The following is a 23523-nucleotide window of genomic DNA, read 5'->3' as shown; positions in this document are numbered from 1 at the left end:
TTATTATTGGGATTATTTTAATACTTTCATAATAATCAGCCGATGAGAAAATAACAACTATCTCTTGCGTGTATAATATAGTAAAAATAGACAGAACCAATAATATTAAAGTTGAGCTTTTGCTAACTTTAGATATTTTATCTTTATCGCCATTCTCAATCAGTTTATACAGTCGAGGCTGCCATGAAGAGTTCCAAGCCATAACAATAACAACAATAGCCATAGACAAATTGTATGAAAATGAGTATATGCCTGTGGCTGCTGTACCTAACTGGTCATCAATAATTAGTCTATCAACTTGGGCTAATAGGCTATTGGCTAAAACATGAGGGAGTAAAGGAATTGAGAAGTATAGCGCTTCTTTTACGTATGAAAATTTAAAATTAAATGTCAATAACTGATAGAACTTAGGAGCCACATACAACAAAGACAATAGTACAATTATACTTTGTGCATATATTTTTGACAAATACTGGTTATTCGACAAATATATAGCGAAGAGAAACAATAAAATCACTTCACCTACTTTGGTAATTATATTTATCAATGAAAAATCTTTACTTTGCCTAGAAGCTTGCAAGTAACTAGTATATGTATAGAAAATTGACAGCAATGAACATATTAGAAGTACAAAAAAAATATCCCTTTCAGAAAGGTTGAATAACCCAGATAAGTAAGGTAAATAGAATGGCGATATCGATATTATTACCACCTGAATAGGTATAATAACCGCTATATTTGAGAATAGATAACTCCCAAAATCGGCATTATTTCGCATATATCGATTCGAAACAGCATTCTGTATATTGAGACTGAGAAATACAAACATAATCATTATTGCTGCATTAATCAAGGATAGCTTACCGTACTCTTCAGGAGACATAACTCGAGACAATAAAGGCAAGGATATAAAAAGAAAGCCTTTCACAAACAAGTCAGAGACAAGGTAATTTAAAAAGTCACTAATAGTTTTATTTTTCATTATTTAGACAATAAGCATTTATTTGAGCCTGATCTCTAATCGAAAAATCGACCGCTTGAACCTTTTTTTGATAGAAGTCATAATTGGACTCCAATGAGCAGGATGCACGTGCAAAGCTCATCTCATCAGATAAATCAAAAACAATACCCGTATCTGCTCTAGAAACAAGGTCTTCATAACAGCCGACATGATTACTTACAATAACAGGTAAACCATAAGAAAGAGCCTCTTCAACAACAAGCCCCCAAGGTTCAGACTTAGAAGGGAGTATAAATATATGGTGGTCTCGATAAATCCCTCCTAAATCTGCATTGTTAACATATCCAGTAAATTTTATATTACCATGACTTATGCTTTCTAATTCACTTCTTTGAGGACCATCTCCAACAATAGTCAACGACTTCCCATTGTTATTAAATTCATTAACTATAAAATCTAAGTTTTTCTCTTCTGAAATCCGACCAACATATAGATACTTATAGCTTTTTGATTTCCTATTTATTATTTCTTTCACTACACGCTTAGGTATACCAACACCATGCGTGACATGCTCTTCACCATCAAAACCAGCATGTGACAATATGTCAGATTGTAACTTACCTGAAGGGTAAGCATGTCCCATATTCCGTATAATTAATTTTTTAACCAGCCATAGCGGGCCAGTAGTTATTGTTTCTATAATACTACTTTCTAAAACGATTCCATTTTTTGACTTTTTACTTAATAACATAATGGGTATCAACTCAACTAACTCCCAACCCGGAAATATTATCTTATCAAACTTATGGTTAAAAATAACACCTAAGAATTTCAACAAACTTAATAATTTATTTCTTTTCTCATAACTTACATCGTGTAATATTTCATATTCAAATTTCATTTCCCCATCAATAAAATCAGAATTTCTAATATCAGAACTGTCTGACATAAAAATCACTTTTATATTAAGATATTTTGAAAGCTCATTATACAAATTTATCTTATAAAATGCCGGGAGGTTAGTTACAATAAGATAGTCGTAATTAGTGTTCCCCATATATCCCCCCCAACATTACATTCCATTTGTTAACAACACTAACTTCACTAAACTCTTTTATTGAATCAATTGAGTTTCTAGAAAATTCATTTCTTAACTCTTCACTTTCCATCAGTTCACTAATAGCATTAGCAAGCTTCTCTATATCACCGGTAGGTACTAACGTTCCATTTATTCCGTGTTTGATTATAGTTTTAGGCCCAGCAGGACAATCAAAACTAATACAGGGTAGTTTATGTGCTAGGGCTTCAATTAAAACCATTCCTAAACCTTCGAACCGAGAGGATAAAACAAATATACTTGAGGATTGATACTTTTCATCTATATTGGGAGTAAAAGGGAAAAGCTTCACATTATTCAAGTAATACTCTTCTATCATATTACTCAACAACTCTTCATCCTCTCCTTCACCATAAATATGTAGGTTCCAAGATCTATTATCAACTTTCTTCCATGCTGAGATTAGTAAATCGAACCCTTTTTGATGACATAGGCGACCAACAGCTATTACAGTCTTATCTTTATTCACTGATTTTAGACTATGCTTAACACTTACGATGTTTGGTATAGTATGTATCTTATTATTACCGAACCAAGAGTATTTATTTCTATCTTCGTCAGTCAAGATAACAACGCCAGAAACCCAACGATAGATAAATTTTCTAATTTTCTTAAGAAGATAGCTGGGTACATCGTATTCAAAATGTTCAATAACAACAACTTTTCTAGGAGTAAACATTGTTGCTAACAGCGCAATTACCGTCATTTTGATATCGCAAGATATAACCACATCACTACTATTTTTTCTCAAAGCTTTTCTCAAAGGGCTAGCCTTGAGCAACACATATATTAGATCAAAAAACACCCCAAACTTTCCAGTGCGATTATACATACTCTTCTCATTTCGAGGTTTCAAGTATGTTATTGGTACTTCATTAGCCTCAAATGATGATTCACTATTACTCTTATAAAGACTAATTATTGAAGTAGGCGTATGTTTGCAAAGGGCACTAGCTAAAGTCATCGTCACCTTTTCGATTCCCCCTTTAGCAGTACAATCTCCAAGTAAAAAAGCTAAATTCATTAATCCTCACTAAAAAAAAACTTATAAACGCGTTCACAGTTCTTATTATCATTGAACTTGTTTATTATGTGATTCACTTGATTACGTTTATCTGAATATTTGTCGTTACCATTTTTAATTTCAGATATTTCATCTAATAGAGCTTTCTGTGTAACAACTTTACTTCCAGGAGTCCAGGATTCGAAAGGTTCGAGAACAAAGCCGCCCCGTGATTTTTCATATTGCTCTTTATCAGGAACAAGAAAAACAATCGGTTTATTTAATATCATGAAGTCAAAGTAAATAGATGAATAATCACTAATTAAAACATCCGTCATTGACAATATATGATTTATATCTAACTCTTGTTCCTTTAAATTTTGACTTGTTACAACTCGAATGTTACTACCTAGAGTAGAATTAGTGATGCTTTTTTCTTCAAACGGGTGCAGCTTTAATAATAACAGAGTGTTATTATCAGCGAAATATCGATTAAGTAAATCCAAGTCAAAATCACTAGTACGTAAGAAGTTATGCCCTTCGATTTTAACTCCATCAGAATAGCGAGCGTCTTCTTGGTTTTCTCTGAAAGTCGGTGTATAAAACACGATTCTTTCATACTTACTTTTAATATCTTTGTAAAAGTCTGTCTTTCTAATTGAGTTATCAAAAAGATAATCATTACGAGGCTGACCAGTAACATAAACATTGTTAGCTTTTTCTCTAAAACAAGCAGATATAATTGAGCGCATAATTTCTGATGTTGCTATTCTCAAAGACGAATAATCCTCCATTCCTTGATGATCAAACTCACCTAGATAACAGATTTTTTTCATCGGCATTCCATGCCAAAGGCTAATATATATCTGATTATTAGCTCTAGTTCCTATCATCTCATTGTGAGTAGTAATTATATATTTGCTTGTTACATACAGCCAGAGTGCTTTAAATGTCCCTTTTTTCGCGATAGTTATGCCTTCCATAAATTCAGTCGAGCAATCTGAAACAATCCAGACAACATCGTATTTACACTTAACATTTAATAGGTAGTCACTAAAAGCTTTTCCATTTCCTGAAAAATCGGGGTTTGATTTAAATACAACACGCTTACTATTCTTAGGTATAATTCCACTTAAAATCCTGAACAATATTTTTATTGACTTAACAATTTTTTTTCTAATCTCAATCATTACTCATTACAACCTAAAAATAGTCGACTAAATAAATTAAAAATCAACTTGATGAAATAGCTTTTACAATTGATATTACATCATGAAGTGAGCTTTCAATTCTGTCTAACTCAGAACTTTTTAAAGTTGACAGTTTATTTTTTATTTTTGTTGTTGATATATCTTCAGTTCTCTTTAGGTAAACAACATCACAAATATCTTCCAAGAAATCAAACTCACCTTTCCAATCATCACCCATAGCAAAAATAGCAGCATCAAATTTTTTTATGTCATGAACTTTTTGATCCCAATCATTTTCAGGAAAGACTTCATCGACATACCGACAAGAAGATAATATCTCAGCTCTTTCTTCGTATGAGAAAAACGATTTTTTCCCTTTTATTTCATTAAATTCATCCGATGAGATACCTACGATTAGTCTATCTCCAAGTTCGCTCAATCTTTTAAGTAAGCGGACATGACCAACATGAAAAAGGTCATATGTGCCATATGTTATTACTGTAATCATATAATAAAGCCAAATCTTAATTTTACAGGATAGTTTAACTTTTTAGTCAACAGCCTAACCACTCTAAAGTAGACCAAAATCCCACATAGATACACTTGTCAAGTAGGTAACATTACCGATTAGAATCACATTACGCTAACTATGAGGACTTCCCTTGATACTTTTATAGTTGGCGTTGTCAAAACTACTCTTCGCAATATTTAGGAACGCTACCGCCCTTAGGTTTAGCTCCCAGAGGCAGACTCCACTAAATTCGCACAAAAACAATCAGTGCTCTTGTGATTTATAAGCCACTCATCTTAGCAAAAGGTGTGTATCAACGGCAACACAATGATTATTGACAAATCAAATAATAACTTAATGCTCGTGAAGCTTGGAGCTATATGCGGTGAGTAACCAAAATTATGATCTTCACTATGCTTATTCTGTATTCTCATTCCCTTTCTCGCTATACTCCTGACCTATAGTTTTTCGCCCAATAACGAATAAGAGTTCAAGATATGCAAGAGTTAGTTCCATTTGTTCAAGAGAATATGATTTTAGCCATCGTATGGATCGGCTTGGTTGTTGCCATCATTGCGAACGTTATCAAGACATCAAACGCAGCCTACAAAGAGATCACGGCAGCGCAAACCACACACATGATTAACCGTGAAAACGGCATTGTGGTTGATATTCGTACTAAAGATGAGTTCAAAAAGGGCCATATTACGGACGCAGTTCACATTTTGCCGTCAGACATCAAAGCAAATAGCTTTGGTAGCCTTGAAAGCCGCAAAGCAGACCCAATCATCGTAGTATGCAAGACAGGTCAAACCGCTCAAGAAAGCGCTAACCTAATGGTTAAAGCAGGTTTCGAAAACGTAAGCGTACTGAAAAGTGGCTTAGTGGCTTGGAGCGAAGCTAACTTACCTTTGGTTAAAGGTAAGAAGTAGTTCAAGGCAAAAAGTAAACTGACCTGATTACACGAATATGACTTTAAGGTTTTGTTCGGCTGATATGACGAACAAAACCTAATTATAAATTTTTAAGGACAAGAAAATGGCTGAAGCAGCACAACAAGACGCACAACAAAACTTCGCAATCCAACGCATCTTCCTAAAAGATGTATCTTTCGAAGCGCCAAACTCTCCAGACATGTTTCAAAAAGAGTGGAACCCAGATGTAAAACTGGACCTAGACACTCAAAGCCGTGAACTTGGCGAAGGCGTTTACGAAGTAATCCTACGTCTAACTGTTACAGTTAAGAACGCAGAAGACACTGCATTCCTTTGTGAAGTTCAACAAGGCGGTATCTTCTCTGCAAGCGAAATGGAAGCTGGTCAACTGGCTCATTGCCTTGGTGCATTCTGCCCGAACATCCTGTTCCCATACGCTCGTGAAACGATTTCTAGCCTAGTGGTTAAAGGTACGTTCCCACAACTGAACCTAGCACCTGTAAACTTCGATGCTTTGTTCATGAACTACCTACAGAACCAAGCTCAGCAAGCTGAAGGCGAACAGGCTTAAGTCTCAAAGTAGAACTTAACTCTAACGATTCAAGCGCTAGTTCGCTTTTAAATGCACATCGCAACTTCTGCGATGTGCATTTTTTCTTTACACTGTACTAAAGTTGAAAGCTCTTCTTATTTTAGTGGAAAGCTTTTCCAGAATTCTTCGATTTCCCTCAATATTTTTAGGTGGAAGCATGACAGACACAACTCACCCGACCAACACGACAGACGCTTACGGTAAAGACAGCGCTTACGGAAAAGAGATCGCCATGACTGTCATTGGTGCAGGTTCTTACGGAACCTCTTTAGCTATCTCTCTAGCGCGTAACGGTGCAAACGTTGTTCTTTGGGGACACGACCCTGTTCATATGGCTCGTCTTGAATCTGAGCGTGCTAATAATGAGTTCCTGCCAAATATCGACTTTCCAGAAAGCCTAATCATCGAATCCGATCTTGAGAAAGCAGTAACAGCAAGTCGTGACCTTCTCGTTGTTGTGCCTAGCCACGTGTTTGGTATTGTTCTAAACAGCCTGAAACCTTACTTAGGTACGGATTCTCGCATCTGTTGGGCGACCAAAGGCCTAGAGCCAGAAACAGGCCGCTTACTTAAAGATGTCGCGCACGATGTGCTGGGGGATGGGTACTCGCTAGCGGTTCTATCAGGGCCTACTTTTGCCAAAGAGTTAGCGATGGGCATGCCAACGGCTATCTCTGTCGCTTCACCAGATGAAGTATTCTTAGAAGAGCTGCAAGAGAAGATTCACTGCGGTAAAACATTCCGCGTATACGCAAACTCAGATTTCATCGGCATGCAACTTGGCGGCGCGGTGAAAAATGTTATCGCAATTGGCGCAGGCATGTCGGATGGCATTGGTTTTGGTGCCAATGCTCGTACTGCACTGATCACGCGTGGTTTAGCTGAAATGAGTCGCTTAGGCGCTGCACTGGGTGCACAACCCGAAACCTTTATGGGTATGGCAGGGCTGGGCGATCTAGTACTAACCTGTACTGATAACCAATCACGTAACCGTCGTTTTGGATTGGCTTTAGGTTCAGGTAAAGACGTCGATACTGCACAAGAAGAAATTGGCCAGGTGGTAGAAGGCTATCGCAACACTAAAGAAGTTTGGTTACTATCAGAACGTATGGGCGTTGAGATGCCAATTGTTGAACAAATTTACCAAGTGCTGTATCAAGGAAAGGATGCACACTTAGCTGCGCAAGATCTGCTTGCTCGAGACAAGAAGTCAGAGCGATAACATCGCTTATTAAGTCGTGGAATGAAATAGATAAAATGGATGGAAAAATGAAACACTGTGAACAACAAAAAGTTTGGCAATGCATTGTGAAGGAAGCTCGACAGCAGTCGGAGCAAGAACCTATGCTTGCGAGTTTTTACCATGCCACCATTATCAACCACGAAAGCTTAGGCGCTGCGCTTAGCTACATCCTAGCAAATAAGCTAAAAACAGCATCAATGCCAGCAATGGCAGTGCGTGAAGTGGTTGAACAAGCATTCAAGCAGGACCAATCGATTATTGATGCGGCCGCTTGTGATATTTGCGCGACGGTAAATCGAGACCCTGCGGTTGAGATGTACTCGATGCCTCTGCTTTATCTAAAAGGCTACCACGCTCTTCAAGGTTACCGAGTGGCTAACTGGTTGTGGAAGCAAGGTCGTATTGCGCTTGCCACTTACCTACAGAACCAAATTTCAGTTGCTTGCCAAGTGGATATTCACCCGGCGGCTCGTATCGGTAAAGCTATCATGCTCGACCACGCGACAGGTATTGTGATTGGTGAAACCGCTGTCGTTGAAAATGATGTATCGATTCTTCAAGACGTTACTTTAGGTGGTACGGGGAAAGAAGGTGGCGATCGTCACCCTAAGATCCGCGAAGGCGTAATGATTGGTGCTGGCGCTAAAATCCTTGGCAATATTGAAGTGGGTGAAGGCGCGAAGATTGGTTCTTGCTCTGTGGTTTTGCAAGCCGTACCACCTCATACAACAGTCGCTGGGGTTCCTGCAAAAATTGTAGGCAAACCAAAAACCGATAAACCATCTTTAGATATGGACCAAGGGTTCAATGGTCGCTCTCAGAACTTCATCCATGGTGATGGGATATAAACGTCAGTAACGGGATACGAGTATCGAGATGAGAAGAGCTTAAAAGCAGATTCGGGATGCGCGTAACCGAGATACCAAGAACTTAAAAGCAGATGTGGATTCGATTCAGCGAAATTCGAACAATTAAGAGCAGATGAATACAACTAAATGACGATAATGATGAAACAAATTCGAGCCATTAGCCGGACTCTTTTGATATCTGCCAGCCTTTGCGCTGCTTTTCTAGCTACATCGTCATTTGCCGCCTCTCAGGGGGAACTGAAAGGCGTATCGAGCGAAATATCTCGCCAACAAAAAAATCTTTCCTCACAGCAGAAAAAACTCGACAGCTTGCAAGCAAACCTCAAGAAACAAGAGCTATCCATCGCTTCGCTTGAAAAAGCGATTCTAGACAGTAAAAAGCAACTCAATACCGCTAATGCTAATATTGCTAACTTAGACACCAAGATTAAAGCGCTTACGGCTCAGAAAAAAATCCATACCGACAAATTAGAACAACTGATTCAGACTTACTACATGACAAGTCGAGCTAAAGCGTCTTCTCACATCCTCAACACTGGCGTGGAAGAAGATCGCATCAGTCACTATTACCAGCACCTTGCCAAAGCGCGCTCCGCAACAATCAAAACGATTGAACAGACGCAACTTGAATTAGAAGAAAGCCACAAACAGCGTCAACTTGAGCAAGAACAGATAGCAACACTGCTAAAACAGCAAACCACCAAGCGCGATACGTTAGCCAAAACTCAAACGCAGCGTAAGAAAACCGTTGGCAGCATCAAGAAAAACATCTCGGGTGACAAGAATTACTTGGCAGAGCTTCAACGCAATGAAACTCGCTTAAAAGCTGAAATAGCGAAAGCAGAGAAAGCGGCTCGAGAACGACGTAATGCAGTCCCGATGGATGGCCTAGCAAAACGTAAAGGTAAGCTGCCTTGGCCGATCAAAGATAAAGTTCTACATAACTACGGTTCACGTCAAACGGGGCAAATTAACTGGAAAGGCATGGTGATAAACGCCAAGTACGGTCAGCAGGTAAAATCGGTTTACTCTGGCACGGTGGTATTTGCAGAGTATCTGCGTGGCTATGGATTAGTGGTGCTACTTGACCACGGTAAAGGTGATATGACGCTCTACGGCTTTAACCAAGCACTTTTAAAGAAAGAAGGTGACAAGGTTAAAGCTGGCGAAGCGATTGCGCTTGCTGGTGACACTGGCGGCCAAACGCGCCCTTCACTGTACTTTGAGATTCGCAGAAACAGCCAAGCCCAAAACCCGAAGAGTTGGTTAGTTCGATAAAGAGCAGATACGGGATGCGAGTATCTTTCTTCGAATCCCGTATACCGCTTACTCGTCTCTTTCTATTTAGAGTTCAACGCCCTTACACCATCTTCTAATAATGTCAGCTGTTCAAAACCTTGCGCGGTCGCAATTGGTTTAACGGTCGCTATCATCTGCAGCATACCTTGATGAACCACCTGTTCCGTTATTTGCGCTTTTGGAGACATTGCTGATTGGTAAGCCAACCAACCCGATGCAATCAAGTGAAGAGAAGTCACCATCGACTTCATTTCTGCATCTGTTGCCTTGAGCAAGTTCAACTCAACAAAAGCTCTCATAATATCGACAAGGTTAGTTTGCAACCTTTCTTGCACAGCCATGTAATCGAGGTGAAGCTGCTCATCACGAGACAAAATTTCAGGGAGGTTTGCGTAGAAAAATCGGTACTTCCACATCAAAGTGAATATAGAATCTAAGTAAGTCTTTAGTAACGTCAGGCTTTCTTGTTGGCCTTGAATCGGTGTGAACCTTTCAAGTAACTCTGTCGAATAGAGAGTAAAGATGTCACGGACAATTTCTTGCTTGTTACGAAAGTGGTAGTAGAGGTTACCAGGGCTGATCTCGATGTGGTCAGCAATATGATTAGTCGTAATACTACGCTCACCATGCTCGTTAAAAAGCTCTAAAGCAGCGTAAACAATCTTGTCACGTGTTTTCATTATTTATTAGTATCCCTATCCGTTTAGTGGTTCAGTATATCGCCACTAAACAGATAGATCGAGCTGTTAACATCTGGTCTAATTAGCACTAGCTAAAATAGAACCAAATCAATCACTACCAAACAGATCTCGTGTGTAAACCTTGTCTGCTACGTCTGCGATCTCTTCTACCATTCGATTAGAAACAATCACATCGGACACCGCTTTGAACTCAGCAAGATCAGAATAGACTTTCGAGTTAAAGAAGTGCTCTTCTTTCAATACCGGTTCAAACACAACAACTTCGATACCTTTAGCTTTCAAGCGCTTCATGATCCCTTGAATTGAAGAAGCACGGAAGTTGTCCGAGCCTGCCTTCATGATCAAGCGATAGATGCCGACCACTTTAGGAGAACGCTTGATAATTGAATCCGCAATAAAATCTTTGCGGGTACGGTTTGCATCAACAATCGCACCCACAATGTTGTTTGGTACATCTTGATAGTTTGCTAATAGTTGCTTGGTGTCTTTTGGTAAGCAGTAACCACCGTAACCAAATGAAGGGTTGTTGTAATGATTGCCGATACGAGGGTCTAAGCCAACACCTTCTATGATCTGACGAGAATCCAAGCCATGCGCTTCCGCGTAAGAATCAAGCTCATTGAAATAAGAAACTCGCATCGCTAGATAAGTATTTGAGAATAACTTTACTGCTTCTGCTTCCGTTGAGTGAGTAAACAGTACGTCGATGTTTTCTTTTTCCGCACCTTCCACAAGAAGATTCGCAAACACTTTAGCGCGTTCAGAACATTCACCAACGATAATACGTGATGGGTGTAGGTTATCGTACAGGGCTTTGCCTTCGCGCAAAAACTCCGGTGAGAACATAACGTTTTCACAGTTCAGCTCTTGCTTAACACGCTCAGTATAACCAACAGGGACCGTTGATTTGATCACCATAACAGCATTTGGATTGATATCCATGACGTCTTTAATGACCGATTCTACAGAGCTGGTATCAAAGTAATTATTTTTTGGATCATAATCGGTTGGTGTAGCAATGATGACAAACTCAGCATCTTTGTAAGCCGCTTTATCTGTTGTCGCCCTGAAATTCAGCGCCTTATTTGATAGAAAGTGCTCAATCTCATTATCTACAATCGGTGACTGCTTATTATTCAGCATTGTCACTTTTTCATCGATGATATCTACCGCGACTACTTCATGATGTTGTGCTAACAGCATTGCGTTTGATAGACCCACATACCCAGTACCGGCTACTGCAATCTTCATGATAATACCTATAGTTTTGAGTAATTAACTCAACATAATTTATAACTTAGCTTGCCGTATCATACTCTGGTTGGGGAATTATTCCACTAGCCCGCTTTATCCATTCCTTGCTATACTCGTGACAGTTTTGTATTCAAAAGAGTTAGAAATTATGATTATCGTAACTGGTGGTGCTGGCATGATTGGCAGCAATATTGTTAAGGCGCTTAATGAAGCGGGCCACAACGATATTCTAGTCGTCGACAACTTAAAAGATGGTAAGAAATTTAAGAACCTTGTAGACCTAGACATCACGGATTACATGGATCGTGATGACTTCCTAACTCAAGTCATGGCCGGTGATGATTTTGGTCATATTGAAGCTGTTTTCCATGAAGGAGCATGCTCTGCTACCACTGAGTGGGATGGCAAATACATGATGCTCAACAACTATGAATACTCAAAAGAGCTACTTCATTACTGTGTTGAACGTGAAATTCCTTTCTTGTATGCCTCTTCAGCTGCAACTTACGGTGAAACCGACACTTTCATTGAAGAACGAGAGTACGAAGGTGCATTGAATGTCTACGGCTATTCAAAACAACAATTTGATAACTACGTTCGCCGCTTAACCGCGGATGCAGCAGCACACAACGAAAAGCTTTCGCAAATCGTAGGGTTTCGTTACTTCAATGTTTATGGTCCACGCGAGCAACACAAAGGCAGCATGGCCTCTGTCGCTTTCCACCTAAACAACCAAATGAATTCCGGTGAAAACCCGAAATTGTTCGCAGGTAGCGAAACCTTTAAGCGTGATTTTGTGTATGTGGGTGATGTCGCGGCTGTAAACTTGTGGTTCTTAGAAAATGGGGTATCTGGCCTCTTTAATCTAGGTACTGGCAATGCTGAGTCGTTTGAAGAAGTCGCCAAGGCAGTTATCAAGCACCATGGTAAAGGCGAAATCGAAACGATTCCTTTCCCTGAGCATTTAAAAGGTGCTTACCAAGAATTCACTCAAGCAGACCTAACGAAGCTTCGCGGTACAGGCTGCGATATCGAGTTTAAAGCAGTAGCCGATGGCGTTGCTGAGTACATGAAGATCGTAAACGCTTAACGGTATATTTCAGATTAGGACCAATAATACACCCTACTTTTAGCGTGTATTATTGGGAATGTCTAACGAATATAATCATTCCCAGAGTGACCGATATTAAGTTAACTCTCTGATTTAAATAATGTAGTGAATGAATGACCACACAACGCAATGATTTTGATCCAAAAGCTTACAATCCTGAGTTTGAATGGGGTTTTCTAGCACCTAAATACTGGGGAACTTGGATTGCTGTTTTGTTATCGTCTTTAGTCTGCTTCTTACCTAATAGCATTCGTTTAGCATTAGCTAAGTTTATGGCTAAGCAAGCTGTAAAAATTAAGAATAAGGCTAACCGCCGGGCTCGAGTGAATCTTGAGATGTGTTTCCCTGAGCAATCTATCGAAGAGCGCGAAGAAACTCTCTATCAGTCATACGTTACTTCCATCTCATTTTTGATGGGATTTGCTTCACTGACACTCAAGAGTAAAACTTGGTTAGAGAATAATACTTCGATAAACGGCCTAAGCAACCTAACCGATATTATAGACAGTGGCGAGAATGTGATCTTGCTGGTGCCACACACATGGGCTATCGATATCCCAGCGGTATTATTAGCTTCACGCAATTTACCTGTATCTGCGATGGCGAAAGCACAAAAAAACAAACTCAGTGACTGGCTAATGCACCGACAGCGCGTGCAATACGGCGGTCGTGTTTATGATCGCAGCGGTGGTATCAAACCTTTCATCAAGTCGGTACGTGATGGGTACCTGGGTTACTACCTCCCTGATGAAGATCTTGGCCGTGAGCACAGTGTCTTCGTTGACTTTTTCGCGACTCAAAAAGCAACTATCTCAGGCCTTGGTCGCCTATCAAAACTGAGTAAAGCTAAAATTGTGCCCTTGTTTGCTCAATACGATAGCAGTACAGGCCAATACACCTTGGACTTCTACCCTGCTCTACCATTCCCAACAGGAGGCGAAGAGGAGGACGCGCGTATGATGAATCAATGTATTGAAGACTACGTAAGCAAAAAGCCTGAGCAATATATGTGGATCTTAAGACTGCTTAAGACTCGTCCTGAAAGTAATATAAATCCTTATAGTGGTTAGCATTACATTAAACAGTATGAATATTATTAACAGAAAGCAGATTTATACAGCAATCTTACTATTACCTTACTTTTTTGCTGTTACAGGCATGTTAGTTTTAGATAGTGGTGATAAGAAAATGATCCCACTATTTTTGATTAGTATCATCGTCAGTATATTAGTATTTAAAAAAGAAACTATATTAAATAACATACAGAGCCAGTTTGTGTGGTTAATTGGCATTTCATGTATATATACTATCTTTAGCTATTATTATCACGGATCCAGTTCTAGAGAGCTAAGAGCACTGATTGGACTTACTCTTTTCCTTATAGCTTTTCCATACCATATACTTACTCAAAAAGTAATTCAATGGGTAGTTTTGATCGGTAGTTTGGCAATATTTGTCAATAGCGTCTATTTCAATGTTTATATCAGTACAGGGCGTAATGCTGGTTATATAAATCCGATACCTTACTCAACTGCATGCGCATTGATATCCATAATCGCGTTTTCTTTATTGCTAGGTAATTCTCCTTTAAAGGGTAAAACCCTTCCTTTGGTCGCTTTTCTGCTGTCGTTACCTCCTATAATCCTAAGTGAAACTAGAGGGATTTGGTTGGCGTTTACTTTAAGTATCTTTATTATAATCGCAGTTAAATGTATTAAAAATCCTCCTTCGAGAAAATATATACTATTTACACTTATACTCACAGCCATTCTAACTTCTACTGGCGCCTTCTTATTTAAAGATAAAATAAATGAGAGATATAACCAAACCATCTATGAAGTCAAAAAGATTCAATCAGGCGATTATAGTACATCCGTTGGGCTTAGGTTACAAATGTGGATGTTAGTTCCGGAATTAATAAAACAAAAACCAATACTAGGGCACGGACAAGAACAACGGGATATATTAAAAGGTAAGTTAGAACATGGTGAAATATCTAGATCGCTATATCACTATGCTTCAGCCCACTTCCACAATCAGTTTTTAGATAAAATGGTTAAGTCTGGGGTTATAGGAACGATGCTAGTAATTGGACTTCTGCTTTATCCACTAATGATGGTGAGGAAATCACCACCATCCGATGCATATATAATAATTGGTTTGGTTAGCTTATTTTTCATCGCAGGTTTAACTGATGTACCTTTTAATCACCCTCAACCTTTAATGTTATATTTATTATTTCTAATTCCTATTTGCTCAAGATGTAAGAGAGTTACCAATGACTAAAATATTTGTCATAAATTTAGAATCTTCCACAGATAGAAAAGAAAACATTAGTCGCCAACTAGATGAACTATCTCTTCCTTTTGAGCTATTTTCTGCTGTGGATGGAAGAACATTCCCCCCTCACCCACTACTAAACCTTTACAATAATGATTTAAGCCAAACATACCGAGCAAAAACACTAAGCGCTGGTCAGTTAGGGTGTTATGCAAGCCATTACTTATTGTGGCAGAAGTGTGTTGAACTCAATCAACCAATAGTCATAATTGAAGATGATGCTCTTATATTTAAAGAGGCATTCCTTAACTTCATACAAGATATTAGTGACATCCCCGAAACTGTAGAGTGCATAAGATTATTCAAAAACAAGCGCCGTAAATATGATTCTTACGAAGTGCTCGAAGCAAAATCTACTAGTATTCACAAGTTCACTAAAGGGCATATGAGTGCCACGGCCTATTTCTTAAGGCCTTCAGGAGCTAGAAAATTCCTTGAACACTCAAAAGAGTGGTATATGGCTGTAGATATTTATATGGACCGATTCTGGCAAAACGAAGTCGAGTGCTACGGCACTGCAGTACCCTGCTTAACGAACGACCCTAAGTTTGATTCCGATATCGGTTATGAAAAACGCACAAGCACCAGAAGTTTATTCAAGAAATGTAAGCGTGAATGGTTCAATTTAAACGAAACTATCCAGCGTCACCTACATAACATAAAATTCAAATACTCGAAGCGGTAATCCAATGAAAATTCTTATTGCTAGTTCCTACTATCATGCTCGAAATAGTGTACGTCCTGAAGCCGAAATGTTTATAGAAATGGTAAAGCAAGGTCATGAGGTCACAGTTCTTACCCAAGGCGATGCAGAATACGCTCAACGGTTTCAAGAAAATGGCGTAAGAGTTGTTGATGCCTACCCAAATAAAAAGATTTGTTTAAAGACTATCAAAGCTTATAGGGCTGAACTGAACAGCAAAGCCTATGACATTTTTTATGCATTTAATTCTAAGACGATACCAAACGCTGCGTTTGCTTGTATTGGTAAGAAAACAAAATTAATCACATATCGCGGGACTACAGGTGGCCTGTATCGCCATGATCCTTCAGCCTACCTCACTCACCTGCACCCAAAAGTCAGTGGTGTTGTATGCGTATCAAAAGCTGTCGCCAATGACGTTAAAAAGAGAGTTTGGTGCAATAAAGATAATGTAGTTACCATCTACAAAGGTCACGAACTAGACTGGTATACTGTTCAGGAAAATAAGCCAGAAGAGTTTGGCTTAGACTCCAATAATGTCATTGCTGTGTGTGCTGCTCATGTTAGGCCCAGCAAGGGAATTGATGTTCTAATCAGAGCTACACACTTTGTTGATAACCCAAACTTTCATCTTCTTTTAATTGGCAGTGGTTACGAGCCTTATTTTGATATGGCGAAAGATAGCCCTATGTCAGAGAGAATACACTTCATTGGTCACAGAAAAGATGTTCCATCCATTATGGCTATGGCTGATTTTCAAATTCAACCATCAATCAGTGGAGAGGGGCTCCCAAGAACGATTGTTGAAGCTATGGCAAATGGGACACCGTCAATAGTGACAACAACGGGCGGCTCCCCAGAGCTGATCGAAGAAAACGAAACTGGCCACATTGTTCCTGTAAAAAATGCTCAGTCTTTAGGTGAATCTATAAACAACATGGCAAAGAGTAAAGAACGATGTTCAGAAATGGGACATAAAGCAAAGATCAGACTCCAACGCTACTTTTCGTCATCAGAAACAGTTAAACAACACATTCGCTTTTTTGAGAAATTAACGAACAAATAGCTTAGCAATCAAAGGGCAAGTAAGTGGATAACCAACTTGCCCAAACGACCTACTTGTGGTCTTGAATAATTCTGTTTACCACTGCTTTTTGAGTCTCGACTATCGCATTGAGTTGTGCCAAAGAGCTCAATTGGTAATTGCTCTTGTCATTGGCTAAAACTTTAAGCTTCAATTGTAAATTTTTCATATCGTCATTAGAGGCCAGTTTGTACACAGTCACGAGTGACAGCCACTTTCTCGATGAAGATTTAAATAATTTAGCTACATTTCTCTTAAACGTATTTTCTAACAATTTACCAATGGGCATCTTATTAACACTCATAAAAGGTAAGTCGTGTAATATTAGCTCTACATCCATAGATTCAGCAAAGTCATACCACTTTTCATCGTCAAATGCAGGAGAGAAACGAACTCCTTTCCAAGGGATGCGAAGTACGTCCGCAATAATAGCACCGTGCATAGCCTCAGTCACAACGGATTCACACTGTTGAAGTGCCAACAAAAAGTCCTCGACTGGTTGTTTTGCTGTAATATATGTTAAACCTATCTTCTGGCAAACTTTATCCCAATCGATAAAATCTTCACTACGATGGTGTGGAATAAATCCAATCTTCCCTTCTTGTCTTTCTGCTTTAGGGAAATCAACTTCACGAAGAAGATAAGCGCCATCTCCAACTACTAACTCTGGCTTTAACCCTAATTTTTTTGCCGTCCTAGGACCTCTTACACCATAAACGGTACACTTATCAGATAGCTTGGGGACATTCCACTCCCATGAACCTGATGAGAAAATAATGATTTCGTCCGCACCTGAAAGAGTTTTATCTAATCGCTTCTCCGTCAAAATCGTCCCTATGCCTAAAAAATAACGAGAGCTATCTTCTACAATCAAGTCACCAAAAAGTTGTGGCCACAGCCAAGGGTTAAGATCATCCCCTACGTTGTAAGTATCTGACAGACAGTACTCTAATTTAAAAGCCACTGGTTAGCTCCTTTCTTTTTCAATAAGCCATAAGCCAACATATTTATTGAAATTCACTTGAGCGTAAGTCATCGCCATAATGAAGCCGACACTGCCATCCATAAAGCCACGGCGAATGATATACACAAGGAAGAACGTCCATATTGCACGTAATAAAGCTAAAAATAAGCCGTGTGATTTCTTACCTTTGCGATGATACTTTTGCGATCCAAGCCAAGCGTACTGCGCTGCTTTGTCTAAACCATGACCATAATCGCGATGGGTGTAATGAAGAAGAAACCCCTTCAGTACTCCTGTAGAGCCTTGCTCAGGAACGACGGTCTCGTGAACCTCGTCTAACGTATATCGAGAGCCTTCTCTCTTAAACAGTCTTAATACTGCACGAGCACTGCGGCCATGTTTTAGAGTCGTGCCATAAAGAGTCACTCCCCAAGGCAGTTTGTACGCAGTGTGTTTGATTTGGTCTTGTTTTAATAGTTCAACAAGAGCGTCGCTCATCTCTTTATCGAGAGCTTCGTCAGCATCAATTGATAGCACCCAATCACATGTCGCTTTATCTAGCGCTCGCTGTTTTTGCTTACCAAAGCCAGGCCAATCTGTGATTGTCACGTTATCTGTATATTTTTGGCATATTTCAACGGTTGCATCTGTTGAGCCACTGTCTAAAACAATCAGTTCATCGGCAATATCAACAACAGATTTAAGGCAAGTTTCAATTCGGTCTTCTTCATTCTTGGTAATAACAATGACAGACAGGGTATGTTTTCTCATTATTCAGCCCTAGAATTTCCAATAGTTTAATGATTTACGGATTTTAAAGTTACGAATCCAATTTTTTGGCTTGTTATCTTGCCAGCCGCTTTCTAGCACATCAGTAATAGCACTCAGAACTCTCGCTGAGGATTGCCCATCTAAATATGGTGTTATTGACGGTCCGTAATGAGCGATAGCGTTATCTCTTTCTTCATCAGGTAGCATTGCTTGCTTAATTGCTGACTCTAATTGCTCGGCTTGAGTAATGTTAATAAAGCTTGCTTGAGGGTCTCGATTATTTACCGTGACAACAGGCTTATTGAGCAACAAGAATTCCTGAAATATCGATGAGTTGTCACATACCATCACATCAGCACGATGCTGCATCTCAATCACTCGATCATTATCGAAGAACAGAAGATTATCACCTTCCAACGCTTGGTATTTCTCTCGTGTCTCTAGCTTCATTTTAGGGTGCAGTGTGACTAACCATTGCCACTGGCTCAGTTTGCTTAAGCGCTTAAGCTCTTCATAAACCAATTCGGCACAGGATAAGCTTGGCGAAAAAGTGGAAGCAAATAGAATTTGCGGTCTTTCAAAATGCTTGTCACTGGCTTGGTAATTAAACAAGCTATCGAGCTTCAGCCACCCGGTCTCTTTTACTTGAAAATAGCCGCGCTGTTTAGCTAGTGGTTCCAATGAGCTCGTTCTTTCATGGCCTTCGGTGCAATACAAATCAAATAGACCACGTTCAGGGTATAAGTTCCCACGTTTGCTCTCGTTCAAACCATGAAATACTTGTACCTTCAACCCTGCAATAAACGCTGGAACACGATCACCGGGCACTAGAACGGCAGAAGGATTAAAAGCAATAGCTTCTGTCAAAGAGACGCTCTGCTCTTGATCCAGTAAAAGATGTTCAGAAGCGTCTTCACCAACAAGCAACCACTTAACCTCATGGCCGAGTTGCTTCGCGTAATCATAGAATGGGCGAAGAATAGCAAATGAATAATTTTGCTCGACGTAGAGCAAGAAACGATAGGTTTGATCGGTTTGCATAAGCGATGAGATAAAATTCACCATGTCCGTTTGAAAGCGCAACTAAGCATTTAATTATAACGCTCTTTACTTTCGAGATTGAAGAAAATACTCTTCTGAATATTGATTTTACCTTCTGGTGTCACTGTTCTTATGCTTATACGACTTATATACACTCTTATATTGTCATTGGCCTCTCCACTACTCCTCTATGGGCTTTATAAGAGCAAACCCGGCAAACCAAGTTTCGGCAAGCGCTGGAAAGAACATTTCGGCATTACGCCGCAAATTCAAGGTAAAAGCCCTATCTGGATTCATGCGGTGTCGGTTGGTGAATCTATTGCTGCGATACCTATTATCAAACAACTAAAGCAGCGAGATCCAAATCAAGCCATCATCGTTACCACGACAACCAGCACAGGTGCAGAGCAAATAGACAAGTTTGGTAGTTTGGTCGAACATCGTTACATGCCTATTGACTTTTCTTGGTGTGTAAGAGGCTTCCTTAAGTCAGTAAAACCAAAGCAAATGTTGATTATGGAAACAGAACTTTGGCCAAACACGTTGCATTGCGTCGCGAAAGCTGGGATTCCTATTTCAGTACTCAACGCTCGCCTATCTGAACGTTCATGCCAACGCTACGCCAAATTCCAATCCGTCTTTAACCTTCTAGCGAAAAACCTTTCTCAAGTACTCTGCCAATACCCAAGTGATGCTGAGCGTTTTATACGATTAGGGTTAGATAAAGCATCGGTGCATGTGACAGGCTCAATCAAGTTTGATATTGAAGTCTCTTCTGAACAAGTAGAAAAAGGTAAAGCTTTGAGGGATCAAGTCGGCTTTAATCGTGATGTCTGGATTGCTGCGAGTACCCACCAAGGTGAAGATGAAATTGTTTTAGATGCTCATAAGCAACTTCTAAAAGACAAACCAAGAGCGTTATTGATGATTGTACCTCGTCACCCTGAACGATTCAGCCAAGTGACGGAACTGGCTAAACAGCAAGAATTCAACACCATCACTCGAACAAGTCAACAACCTATCGCCTCTGATGTTGAAGTGTATATTGCTGATACGATGGGAGAAATGTTGACCTTACTCGGTGGTGCTGATGTGTGTTTTATGGGAGGAAGCCTTGTAGGCGATAAGGTAGGTGGCCACAATCTTCTAGAACCAGCAGCCCTACAACTACCTTTATTGAATGGTCCTAGCTACTTTAACTTCAGCGAGATCACAGACAAGCTACTGGAAGCCAATGCCGTGGTTATATGTCAAGATAGCCAAGATATCGCAGGCCAACTCCAACGACTGTTCAAACAATCAGAGCTGCGCAAAACTAAAGGCTTAGCGGCTTATCAAGTGGTTGAGCAGAACCGAGGAGCGTTGGATAAAACCTTGGCATACATTCTTAATTAATGACCATTCTTAGCTAGTCACCACTCTTAACTAACAGCAACTAACCTTGGTAACCTTGCAATAACGGTTCCCAATCCTGCTCTTGCCATTGAATCTGGCGCTTGTTCACTTCTTTTAAGAACGAGCGCTTTAAGCGATCCAAGTTGCCTTCTTTCCAGTCATCACCCGCTTGATGGCCACACTTATCAAAGTCAATAATCCACACCTTTTGCGAATCATCAAGCAGGATATTATGGATATTGAGATCAGTGTGATTGACCCCAGTATCGTGCATTTTGCGTATCTCTTGGCCAATTTTTTGATAAATATCCGCATCAATCGGGTTAGTAACCAATACATCAACTAGATCTCTGGCATTGGGAATTCGTTCAGACATCAAGTCCGCTCGATAAAGTAGTCCGCTTTTAATGGCTCTAGCAGCAATGGGCTTCGGTACATTCACACCTGCGTTTGCCAATATCTTTAGGACATTAAGCTCCATAGCGCAGCGAGTACTCTCCCAATCAGAGAAACGATATTGGTCTTCGACTAGCTTCCCAAACAATCCGCCACGGCGATAATGGCGCAATGCGGCCTGTATTCCATCAAGCTGAATGAACCATGTGGTACCGCGCCCTTGAGCACTGCCTGAAATGGCGTCTTGTTGCTGCCAATATTCAGCCTCAAAAATCTGAGCGATATCGCCCTCTGGTACCTGAGCCAAAAGTTCAGGGTCGTACCAAATTGTTTGGTTCTTGGTGCTAATCGTTTCCATCTATGAGGCCTTTGGGTCGCTTTTCGTCATTGCTATTTTACAACTAATGCGAGTATCTGCATAATTCTGATGTTATTCACTTTTTTCGGGCACTTTATGTCACTGTTCTCAACTGCACCTCAATCTCTTTGCATACTTCGCCTCTCCGCGATTGGCGATGTTTGTCATGCTATTTCTGTGGTTCAAGCCATCCAGAAGCAGTGGCCTGAAACGAAAATCACTTGGATAACGGGCAAAATAGAAGCCATGCTGATCGGCGATCTACCCGGTATTGAGGTGATTGTTTTCGATAAGAAACAAGGCTTCAAAGGAATGCGTGAATTATGGCGTCAGCTATCTGATCGTAAATTTGATGCACTTCTGCATATGCAAGCCGCACTCAGAGCCAGCGTGCTATCTTGGGGAATAAAGGCGAAGTGCAAAGTGGGATTTGGCAAAAACCGTACTCGTGAAATGCAGTCACTCTTTACCAACCACCATCTACCTATTTCAGATAAGTTTCATGTGTTGGATAACTTTGCCGAATTTGCTCGCTACATTGGTGCCCCCTTCGATAAGCCTCAATGGGATATCCCTTTAACACCTGAAGATGAACAACTCGCAATTAGCACCATGGCAGACAAGCCGACCTTGGTTATCTCCCCAGCTGCAAGCAAAGATTCACGCAATTGGTTAACTGAGCGATATGCAGCTATTGCTGATTATGCTGTCGAACAAGGCATGCAAGTGGTGTTATGTGGTTCTCCGGCACCAAGAGAAGTTAACCTTGGTAGCGACATCGAAAAATTATGCCAGTCGCCAGTAACCAACTTGATTGGCAAAACGAACTTGAAGCAACTGACTGCCGTACTGAAACATGCAACGGTGGTATTGGCACCTGATACTGGCCCAGCCCACTTGGCAACTACGCAGTCAACGCCTGTAATCGGCTTGTACGCACACAGCGACCCTCGTAGAACAGGACCTTACAACGATCTCGATATCGTAGTGAGTGTTTATCAACAGCACGTAGAAGCACAACAAGGTAAACCAGTCGCAGACCTTCCATGGGGAACCCGTGCTAAAGGCGATGACCTGATGAAAGACATCACACTCGATATGGTAAAGCAGCAACTCGATAAGGCCTTAAACTCTAGTAAAGCACCGAATTCGAACACTACATTAAGCAAGGACAGCTAAAATGAGCACACACGTTATTTATCCAGGAACTTTTGATCCGGTGACCAATGGCCACCTTGATATCATTGTTCGTGCCGCTAGCATGTTTGACCATATCACTGTTGGAGTAGCAGCGAGCCCAAGTAAAAAAACCATGTTTGAGTTAGATGAACGTGTAGAGTTGTTACGTGATGCGGTGTCTCACTTACCTAACGTATCTGTAGAGGGATTCTCAGGGTTACTAGTCGACTTTGCTAAACAGCAGCAAGCAAACGTATTAGTACGTGGTCTAAGAACAACCATGGACTTTGAGTACGAGTTTGGTCTCACTAGCATGTATCGTAAGCTCCTACCTGGCCTTGAAAGCGTATTTCTGACCCCTTCAGAAGAGTATGCTTTCCTCTCTTCAACCATTGTTCGTGAAGTCGCTATACACGGAGGGGATATTAGCCAGTTTGTACCACAAAAGGTGGCAGCCGAGATAAAGCTGAAGACTGCCAAGTAATTCTCTTTACCTACACCGAAAA

At 40.2% G+C, this 23523-nt stretch carries 24 protein-coding genes; 13 read left to right on the top strand and 11 right to left on the bottom strand.

Features of this window, described 5'->3' with window-relative positions; genetic code table 11:
* The 5 genes from AB4507_RS18075 to tagD form a co-directional block, all read right to left on the bottom strand.
* Positions 1-982, bottom strand: a 982-nt coding sequence (locus AB4507_RS18075; RefSeq protein WP_372183050.1) for a lipopolysaccharide biosynthesis protein, incomplete at its 3' end; no start/stop codon positions are given.
* Positions 972-1910 carry a glycosyltransferase family 4 protein gene (locus AB4507_RS18070; RefSeq protein WP_372127693.1) on the bottom strand — a complete coding sequence of 313 codons (939 nt, stop codon included), beginning with the start codon at positions 1908-1910 and terminating at the stop codon, positions 972-974. The genes AB4507_RS18075 and AB4507_RS18070, both read right to left, overlap by 11 nt.
* Positions 1911-2004: 94 nt before the next feature.
* Positions 2005-3102: a glycosyltransferase family 4 protein gene (locus AB4507_RS18065; RefSeq protein ID WP_371725393.1), complete on the bottom strand. Its 1098-nt coding sequence runs from the start codon at positions 3100-3102 to the stop codon at positions 2005-2007.
* The gene (locus AB4507_RS18060; RefSeq protein WP_372127695.1) at positions 3102-4271 is read right to left on the bottom strand and encodes a CDP-glycerol glycerophosphotransferase family protein; all 1170 of its coding nucleotides are present in this window, start codon (positions 4269-4271) and stop codon (positions 3102-3104) included. Before AB4507_RS18060 ends, AB4507_RS18065 begins: the two co-directional genes overlap by 1 nt.
* Before the next feature lie 43 nt (positions 4272-4314).
* Entirely contained in the window at positions 4315-4779 is a 465-nt protein-coding gene (gene tagD / locus AB4507_RS18055) for a glycerol-3-phosphate cytidylyltransferase (RefSeq protein WP_371725391.1), read from the bottom strand.
* Between the two features lie 500 nt (positions 4780-5279).
* Between tagD and AB4507_RS18050 the strand changes: the two genes are divergently transcribed.
* From AB4507_RS18050 to AB4507_RS18030, 5 genes are all read left to right on the top strand, one after another.
* Positions 5280-5714 (top strand): rhodanese-like domain-containing protein, encoded by a 435-nt coding sequence (locus AB4507_RS18050; RefSeq protein ID WP_372183049.1) that lies wholly within the window; start codon positions 5280-5282, stop codon positions 5712-5714.
* Positions 5715-5820: 106 nt separating this feature from the next.
* A complete protein-coding gene (secB, locus tag AB4507_RS18045) occupies positions 5821-6288 on the top strand; it encodes a protein-export chaperone SecB (RefSeq protein WP_009847959.1) in 468 nt (155 codons plus the stop codon).
* 178 nt (positions 6289-6466) lie between these two features.
* Entirely contained in the window at positions 6467-7531 is a 1065-nt protein-coding gene (gene gpsA, locus AB4507_RS18040; RefSeq protein ID WP_372183048.1) for an NAD(P)H-dependent glycerol-3-phosphate dehydrogenase, read from the top strand.
* A 47-nt stretch (positions 7532-7578) separates the two neighbouring features.
* A complete protein-coding gene (gene cysE, locus AB4507_RS18035) occupies positions 7579-8400 on the top strand; it encodes a serine O-acetyltransferase (RefSeq protein ID WP_009847961.1) in 822 nt (273 codons plus the stop codon).
* 147 nt (positions 8401-8547) lie between these two features.
* On the top strand, positions 8548-9699 hold the full coding sequence (locus AB4507_RS18030; protein ID WP_372183047.1) for a murein hydrolase activator EnvC: 1152 nt from the start codon (positions 8548-8550) through the stop codon (positions 9697-9699).
* Between the two features lie 62 nt (positions 9700-9761).
* Here the strand turns inward: AB4507_RS18030 and AB4507_RS18025 are convergent, their stop codons facing one another.
* Positions 9762-10400 (bottom strand): TetR/AcrR family transcriptional regulator, encoded by a 639-nt coding sequence (locus AB4507_RS18025; RefSeq protein WP_372183046.1) that lies wholly within the window; start codon positions 10398-10400, stop codon positions 9762-9764.
* A 108-nt stretch (positions 10401-10508) separates the two neighbouring features.
* Positions 10509-11672, bottom strand: coding sequence for a nucleotide sugar dehydrogenase (locus tag AB4507_RS18020; RefSeq protein ID WP_372183045.1), 1164 nt, complete (start codon positions 11670-11672; stop codon positions 10509-10511).
* Positions 11673-11823: 151 nt separating this feature from the next.
* Here AB4507_RS18020 and rfaD point away from each other — a divergent pair, with 151 nt between their 5' ends.
* The 5 genes from rfaD (at position 11824) to AB4507_RS17995 (ending at position 16895) form a co-directional block, all read left to right on the top strand.
* Entirely contained in the window at positions 11824-12765 is a 942-nt protein-coding gene (rfaD, locus tag AB4507_RS18015; protein ID WP_017063102.1) for an ADP-glyceromanno-heptose 6-epimerase, read from the top strand.
* 134 nt (positions 12766-12899) lie between these two features.
* Complete coding sequence (lpxM, locus tag AB4507_RS18010) at positions 12900-13856, top strand: lauroyl-Kdo(2)-lipid IV(A) myristoyltransferase (RefSeq protein WP_372183044.1); 957 nt, start codon at positions 12900-12902, stop codon at positions 13854-13856.
* A gap of 16 nt (positions 13857-13872) precedes the next feature.
* On the top strand, positions 13873-15072 hold the full coding sequence (locus AB4507_RS18005) for an O-antigen ligase family protein (protein ID WP_372183043.1): 1200 nt from the start codon (positions 13873-13875) through the stop codon (positions 15070-15072).
* Positions 15065-15811 (top strand): glycosyltransferase family 25 protein, encoded by a 747-nt coding sequence (locus tag AB4507_RS18000; protein WP_229648005.1) that lies wholly within the window; start codon positions 15065-15067, stop codon positions 15809-15811. The genes AB4507_RS18005 and AB4507_RS18000 overlap by 8 nt, the downstream gene beginning before the upstream one ends.
* A 4-nt stretch (positions 15812-15815) precedes the next feature.
* A complete protein-coding gene (locus AB4507_RS17995; RefSeq protein ID WP_102413997.1) occupies positions 15816-16895 on the top strand; it encodes a glycosyltransferase family 4 protein in 1080 nt (359 codons plus the stop codon).
* Between the two features lie 49 nt (positions 16896-16944).
* Here the strand turns inward: AB4507_RS17995 and AB4507_RS17990 are convergent, their stop codons facing one another.
* Genes AB4507_RS17990 through AB4507_RS17980 form a run of 3 tightly spaced genes read right to left on the bottom strand, consistent with a single transcriptional unit; the run spans position 16945 to position 19689 of the window.
* Positions 16945-17877 carry a polysaccharide pyruvyl transferase family protein gene (locus AB4507_RS17990; protein ID WP_372104084.1) on the bottom strand — a complete coding sequence of 311 codons (933 nt, stop codon included), beginning with the start codon at positions 17875-17877 and terminating at the stop codon, positions 16945-16947.
* Positions 17878-17880: 3 nt separating this feature from the next.
* Positions 17881-18648 (bottom strand): glycosyltransferase family 2 protein, encoded by a 768-nt coding sequence (locus AB4507_RS17985; RefSeq protein ID WP_065100471.1) that lies wholly within the window; start codon positions 18646-18648, stop codon positions 17881-17883.
* Between the two features lie 9 nt (positions 18649-18657).
* The gene (locus AB4507_RS17980) at positions 18658-19689 is read right to left on the bottom strand and encodes a UDP-N-acetylglucosamine 2-epimerase (protein ID WP_372183052.1); all 1032 of its coding nucleotides are present in this window, start codon (positions 19687-19689) and stop codon (positions 18658-18660) included.
* Between the two features lie 132 nt (positions 19690-19821).
* On the opposite strand from AB4507_RS17980, the gene waaA reads away from it, so the two are divergent.
* On the top strand, positions 19822-21084 hold the full coding sequence (waaA, locus tag AB4507_RS17975) for a lipid IV(A) 3-deoxy-D-manno-octulosonic acid transferase (RefSeq protein ID WP_372183042.1): 1263 nt from the start codon (positions 19822-19824) through the stop codon (positions 21082-21084).
* A gap of 40 nt (positions 21085-21124) precedes the next feature.
* Here the strand turns inward: waaA and AB4507_RS17970 are convergent, their stop codons facing one another.
* Entirely contained in the window at positions 21125-21838 is a 714-nt protein-coding gene (locus tag AB4507_RS17970) for a 3-deoxy-D-manno-octulosonic acid kinase (protein WP_108020216.1), read from the bottom strand.
* A gap of 96 nt (positions 21839-21934) precedes the next feature.
* Here AB4507_RS17970 and AB4507_RS17965 point away from each other — a divergent pair, with 96 nt between their 5' ends.
* Both AB4507_RS17965 and coaD read left to right on the top strand, forming a co-directional pair.
* Positions 21935-23017: a glycosyltransferase family 9 protein gene (locus AB4507_RS17965; protein ID WP_017063093.1), complete on the top strand. Its 1083-nt coding sequence runs from the start codon at positions 21935-21937 to the stop codon at positions 23015-23017.
* Position 23018: 1 nt separating this feature from the next.
* Positions 23019-23501 carry a pantetheine-phosphate adenylyltransferase gene (coaD, locus tag AB4507_RS17960; protein WP_010433787.1) on the top strand — a complete coding sequence of 161 codons (483 nt, stop codon included), beginning with the start codon at positions 23019-23021 and terminating at the stop codon, positions 23499-23501.
* The last annotated feature ends 22 nt before the right edge of the window (positions 23502-23523 follow it).

This window comes from Vibrio sp. 10N.222.54.A3 (genome assembly GCF_041474095.1).
In the GTDB taxonomy this organism is placed as follows: Bacteria; Pseudomonadota; Gammaproteobacteria; order Enterobacterales; family Vibrionaceae; genus Vibrio; species Vibrio crassostreae_C.
This window is presented reverse-complemented; position numbering and strand designations above follow the sequence as displayed.

Coding starts and splice junctions, on each gene's coding strand:
- AB4507_RS17970 (WP_108020216.1), bottom strand. CDS start 21,838: ATGGAAACGATTAGCACCAAGAACCAAACAATTTGGTACGACCCTGAA.
- AB4507_RS18025 (WP_372183046.1), bottom strand. CDS start 10,400: ATGAAAACACGTGACAAGATTGTTTACGCTGCTTTAGAGCTTTTTAAC.
- AB4507_RS18060 (WP_372127695.1), bottom strand. CDS start 4,271: ATGATTGAGATTAGAAAAAAAATTGTTAAGTCAATAAAAATATTGTTC.
- tagD (WP_371725391.1), bottom strand. CDS start 4,779: ATGATTACAGTAATAACATATGGCACATATGACCTTTTTCATGTTGGT.
- AB4507_RS17995 (WP_102413997.1), top strand. CDS start 15,816: ATGAAAATTCTTATTGCTAGTTCCTACTATCATGCTCGAAATAGTGTA.
- AB4507_RS17980 (WP_372183052.1), bottom strand. CDS start 19,689: ATGCAAACCGATCAAACCTATCGTTTCTTGCTCTACGTCGAGCAAAAT.
- coaD (WP_010433787.1), top strand. CDS start 23,019: ATGAGCACACACGTTATTTATCCAGGAACTTTTGATCCGGTGACCAAT.
- AB4507_RS18020 (WP_372183045.1), bottom strand. CDS start 11,672: ATGAAGATTGCAGTAGCCGGTACTGGGTATGTGGGTCTATCAAACGCA.
- waaA (WP_372183042.1), top strand. CDS start 19,822: ATGCTTATACGACTTATATACACTCTTATATTGTCATTGGCCTCTCCA.
- AB4507_RS17985 (WP_065100471.1), bottom strand. CDS start 18,648: ATGAGAAAACATACCCTGTCTGTCATTGTTATTACCAAGAATGAAGAA.
- lpxM (WP_372183044.1), top strand. CDS start 12,900: ATGACCACACAACGCAATGATTTTGATCCAAAAGCTTACAATCCTGAG.
- AB4507_RS18000 (WP_229648005.1), top strand. CDS start 15,065: ATGACTAAAATATTTGTCATAAATTTAGAATCTTCCACAGATAGAAAA.
- AB4507_RS17965 (WP_017063093.1), top strand. CDS start 21,935: ATGTCACTGTTCTCAACTGCACCTCAATCTCTTTGCATACTTCGCCTC.
- AB4507_RS18030 (WP_372183047.1), top strand. CDS start 8,548: ATGACGATAATGATGAAACAAATTCGAGCCATTAGCCGGACTCTTTTG.
- cysE (WP_009847961.1), top strand. CDS start 7,579: ATGAAACACTGTGAACAACAAAAAGTTTGGCAATGCATTGTGAAGGAA.
- rfaD (WP_017063102.1), top strand. CDS start 11,824: ATGATTATCGTAACTGGTGGTGCTGGCATGATTGGCAGCAATATTGTT.
- AB4507_RS18005 (WP_372183043.1), top strand. CDS start 13,873: ATGAATATTATTAACAGAAAGCAGATTTATACAGCAATCTTACTATTA.
- gpsA (WP_372183048.1), top strand. CDS start 6,467: ATGACAGACACAACTCACCCGACCAACACGACAGACGCTTACGGTAAA.
- AB4507_RS18070 (WP_372127693.1), bottom strand. CDS start 1,910: ATGTCAGACAGTTCTGATATTAGAAATTCTGATTTTATTGATGGGGAA.
- AB4507_RS18050 (WP_372183049.1), top strand. CDS start 5,280: ATGCAAGAGTTAGTTCCATTTGTTCAAGAGAATATGATTTTAGCCATC.
- AB4507_RS18065 (WP_371725393.1), bottom strand. CDS start 3,102: ATGAATTTAGCTTTTTTACTTGGAGATTGTACTGCTAAAGGGGGAATC.
- secB (WP_009847959.1), top strand. CDS start 5,821: ATGGCTGAAGCAGCACAACAAGACGCACAACAAAACTTCGCAATCCAA.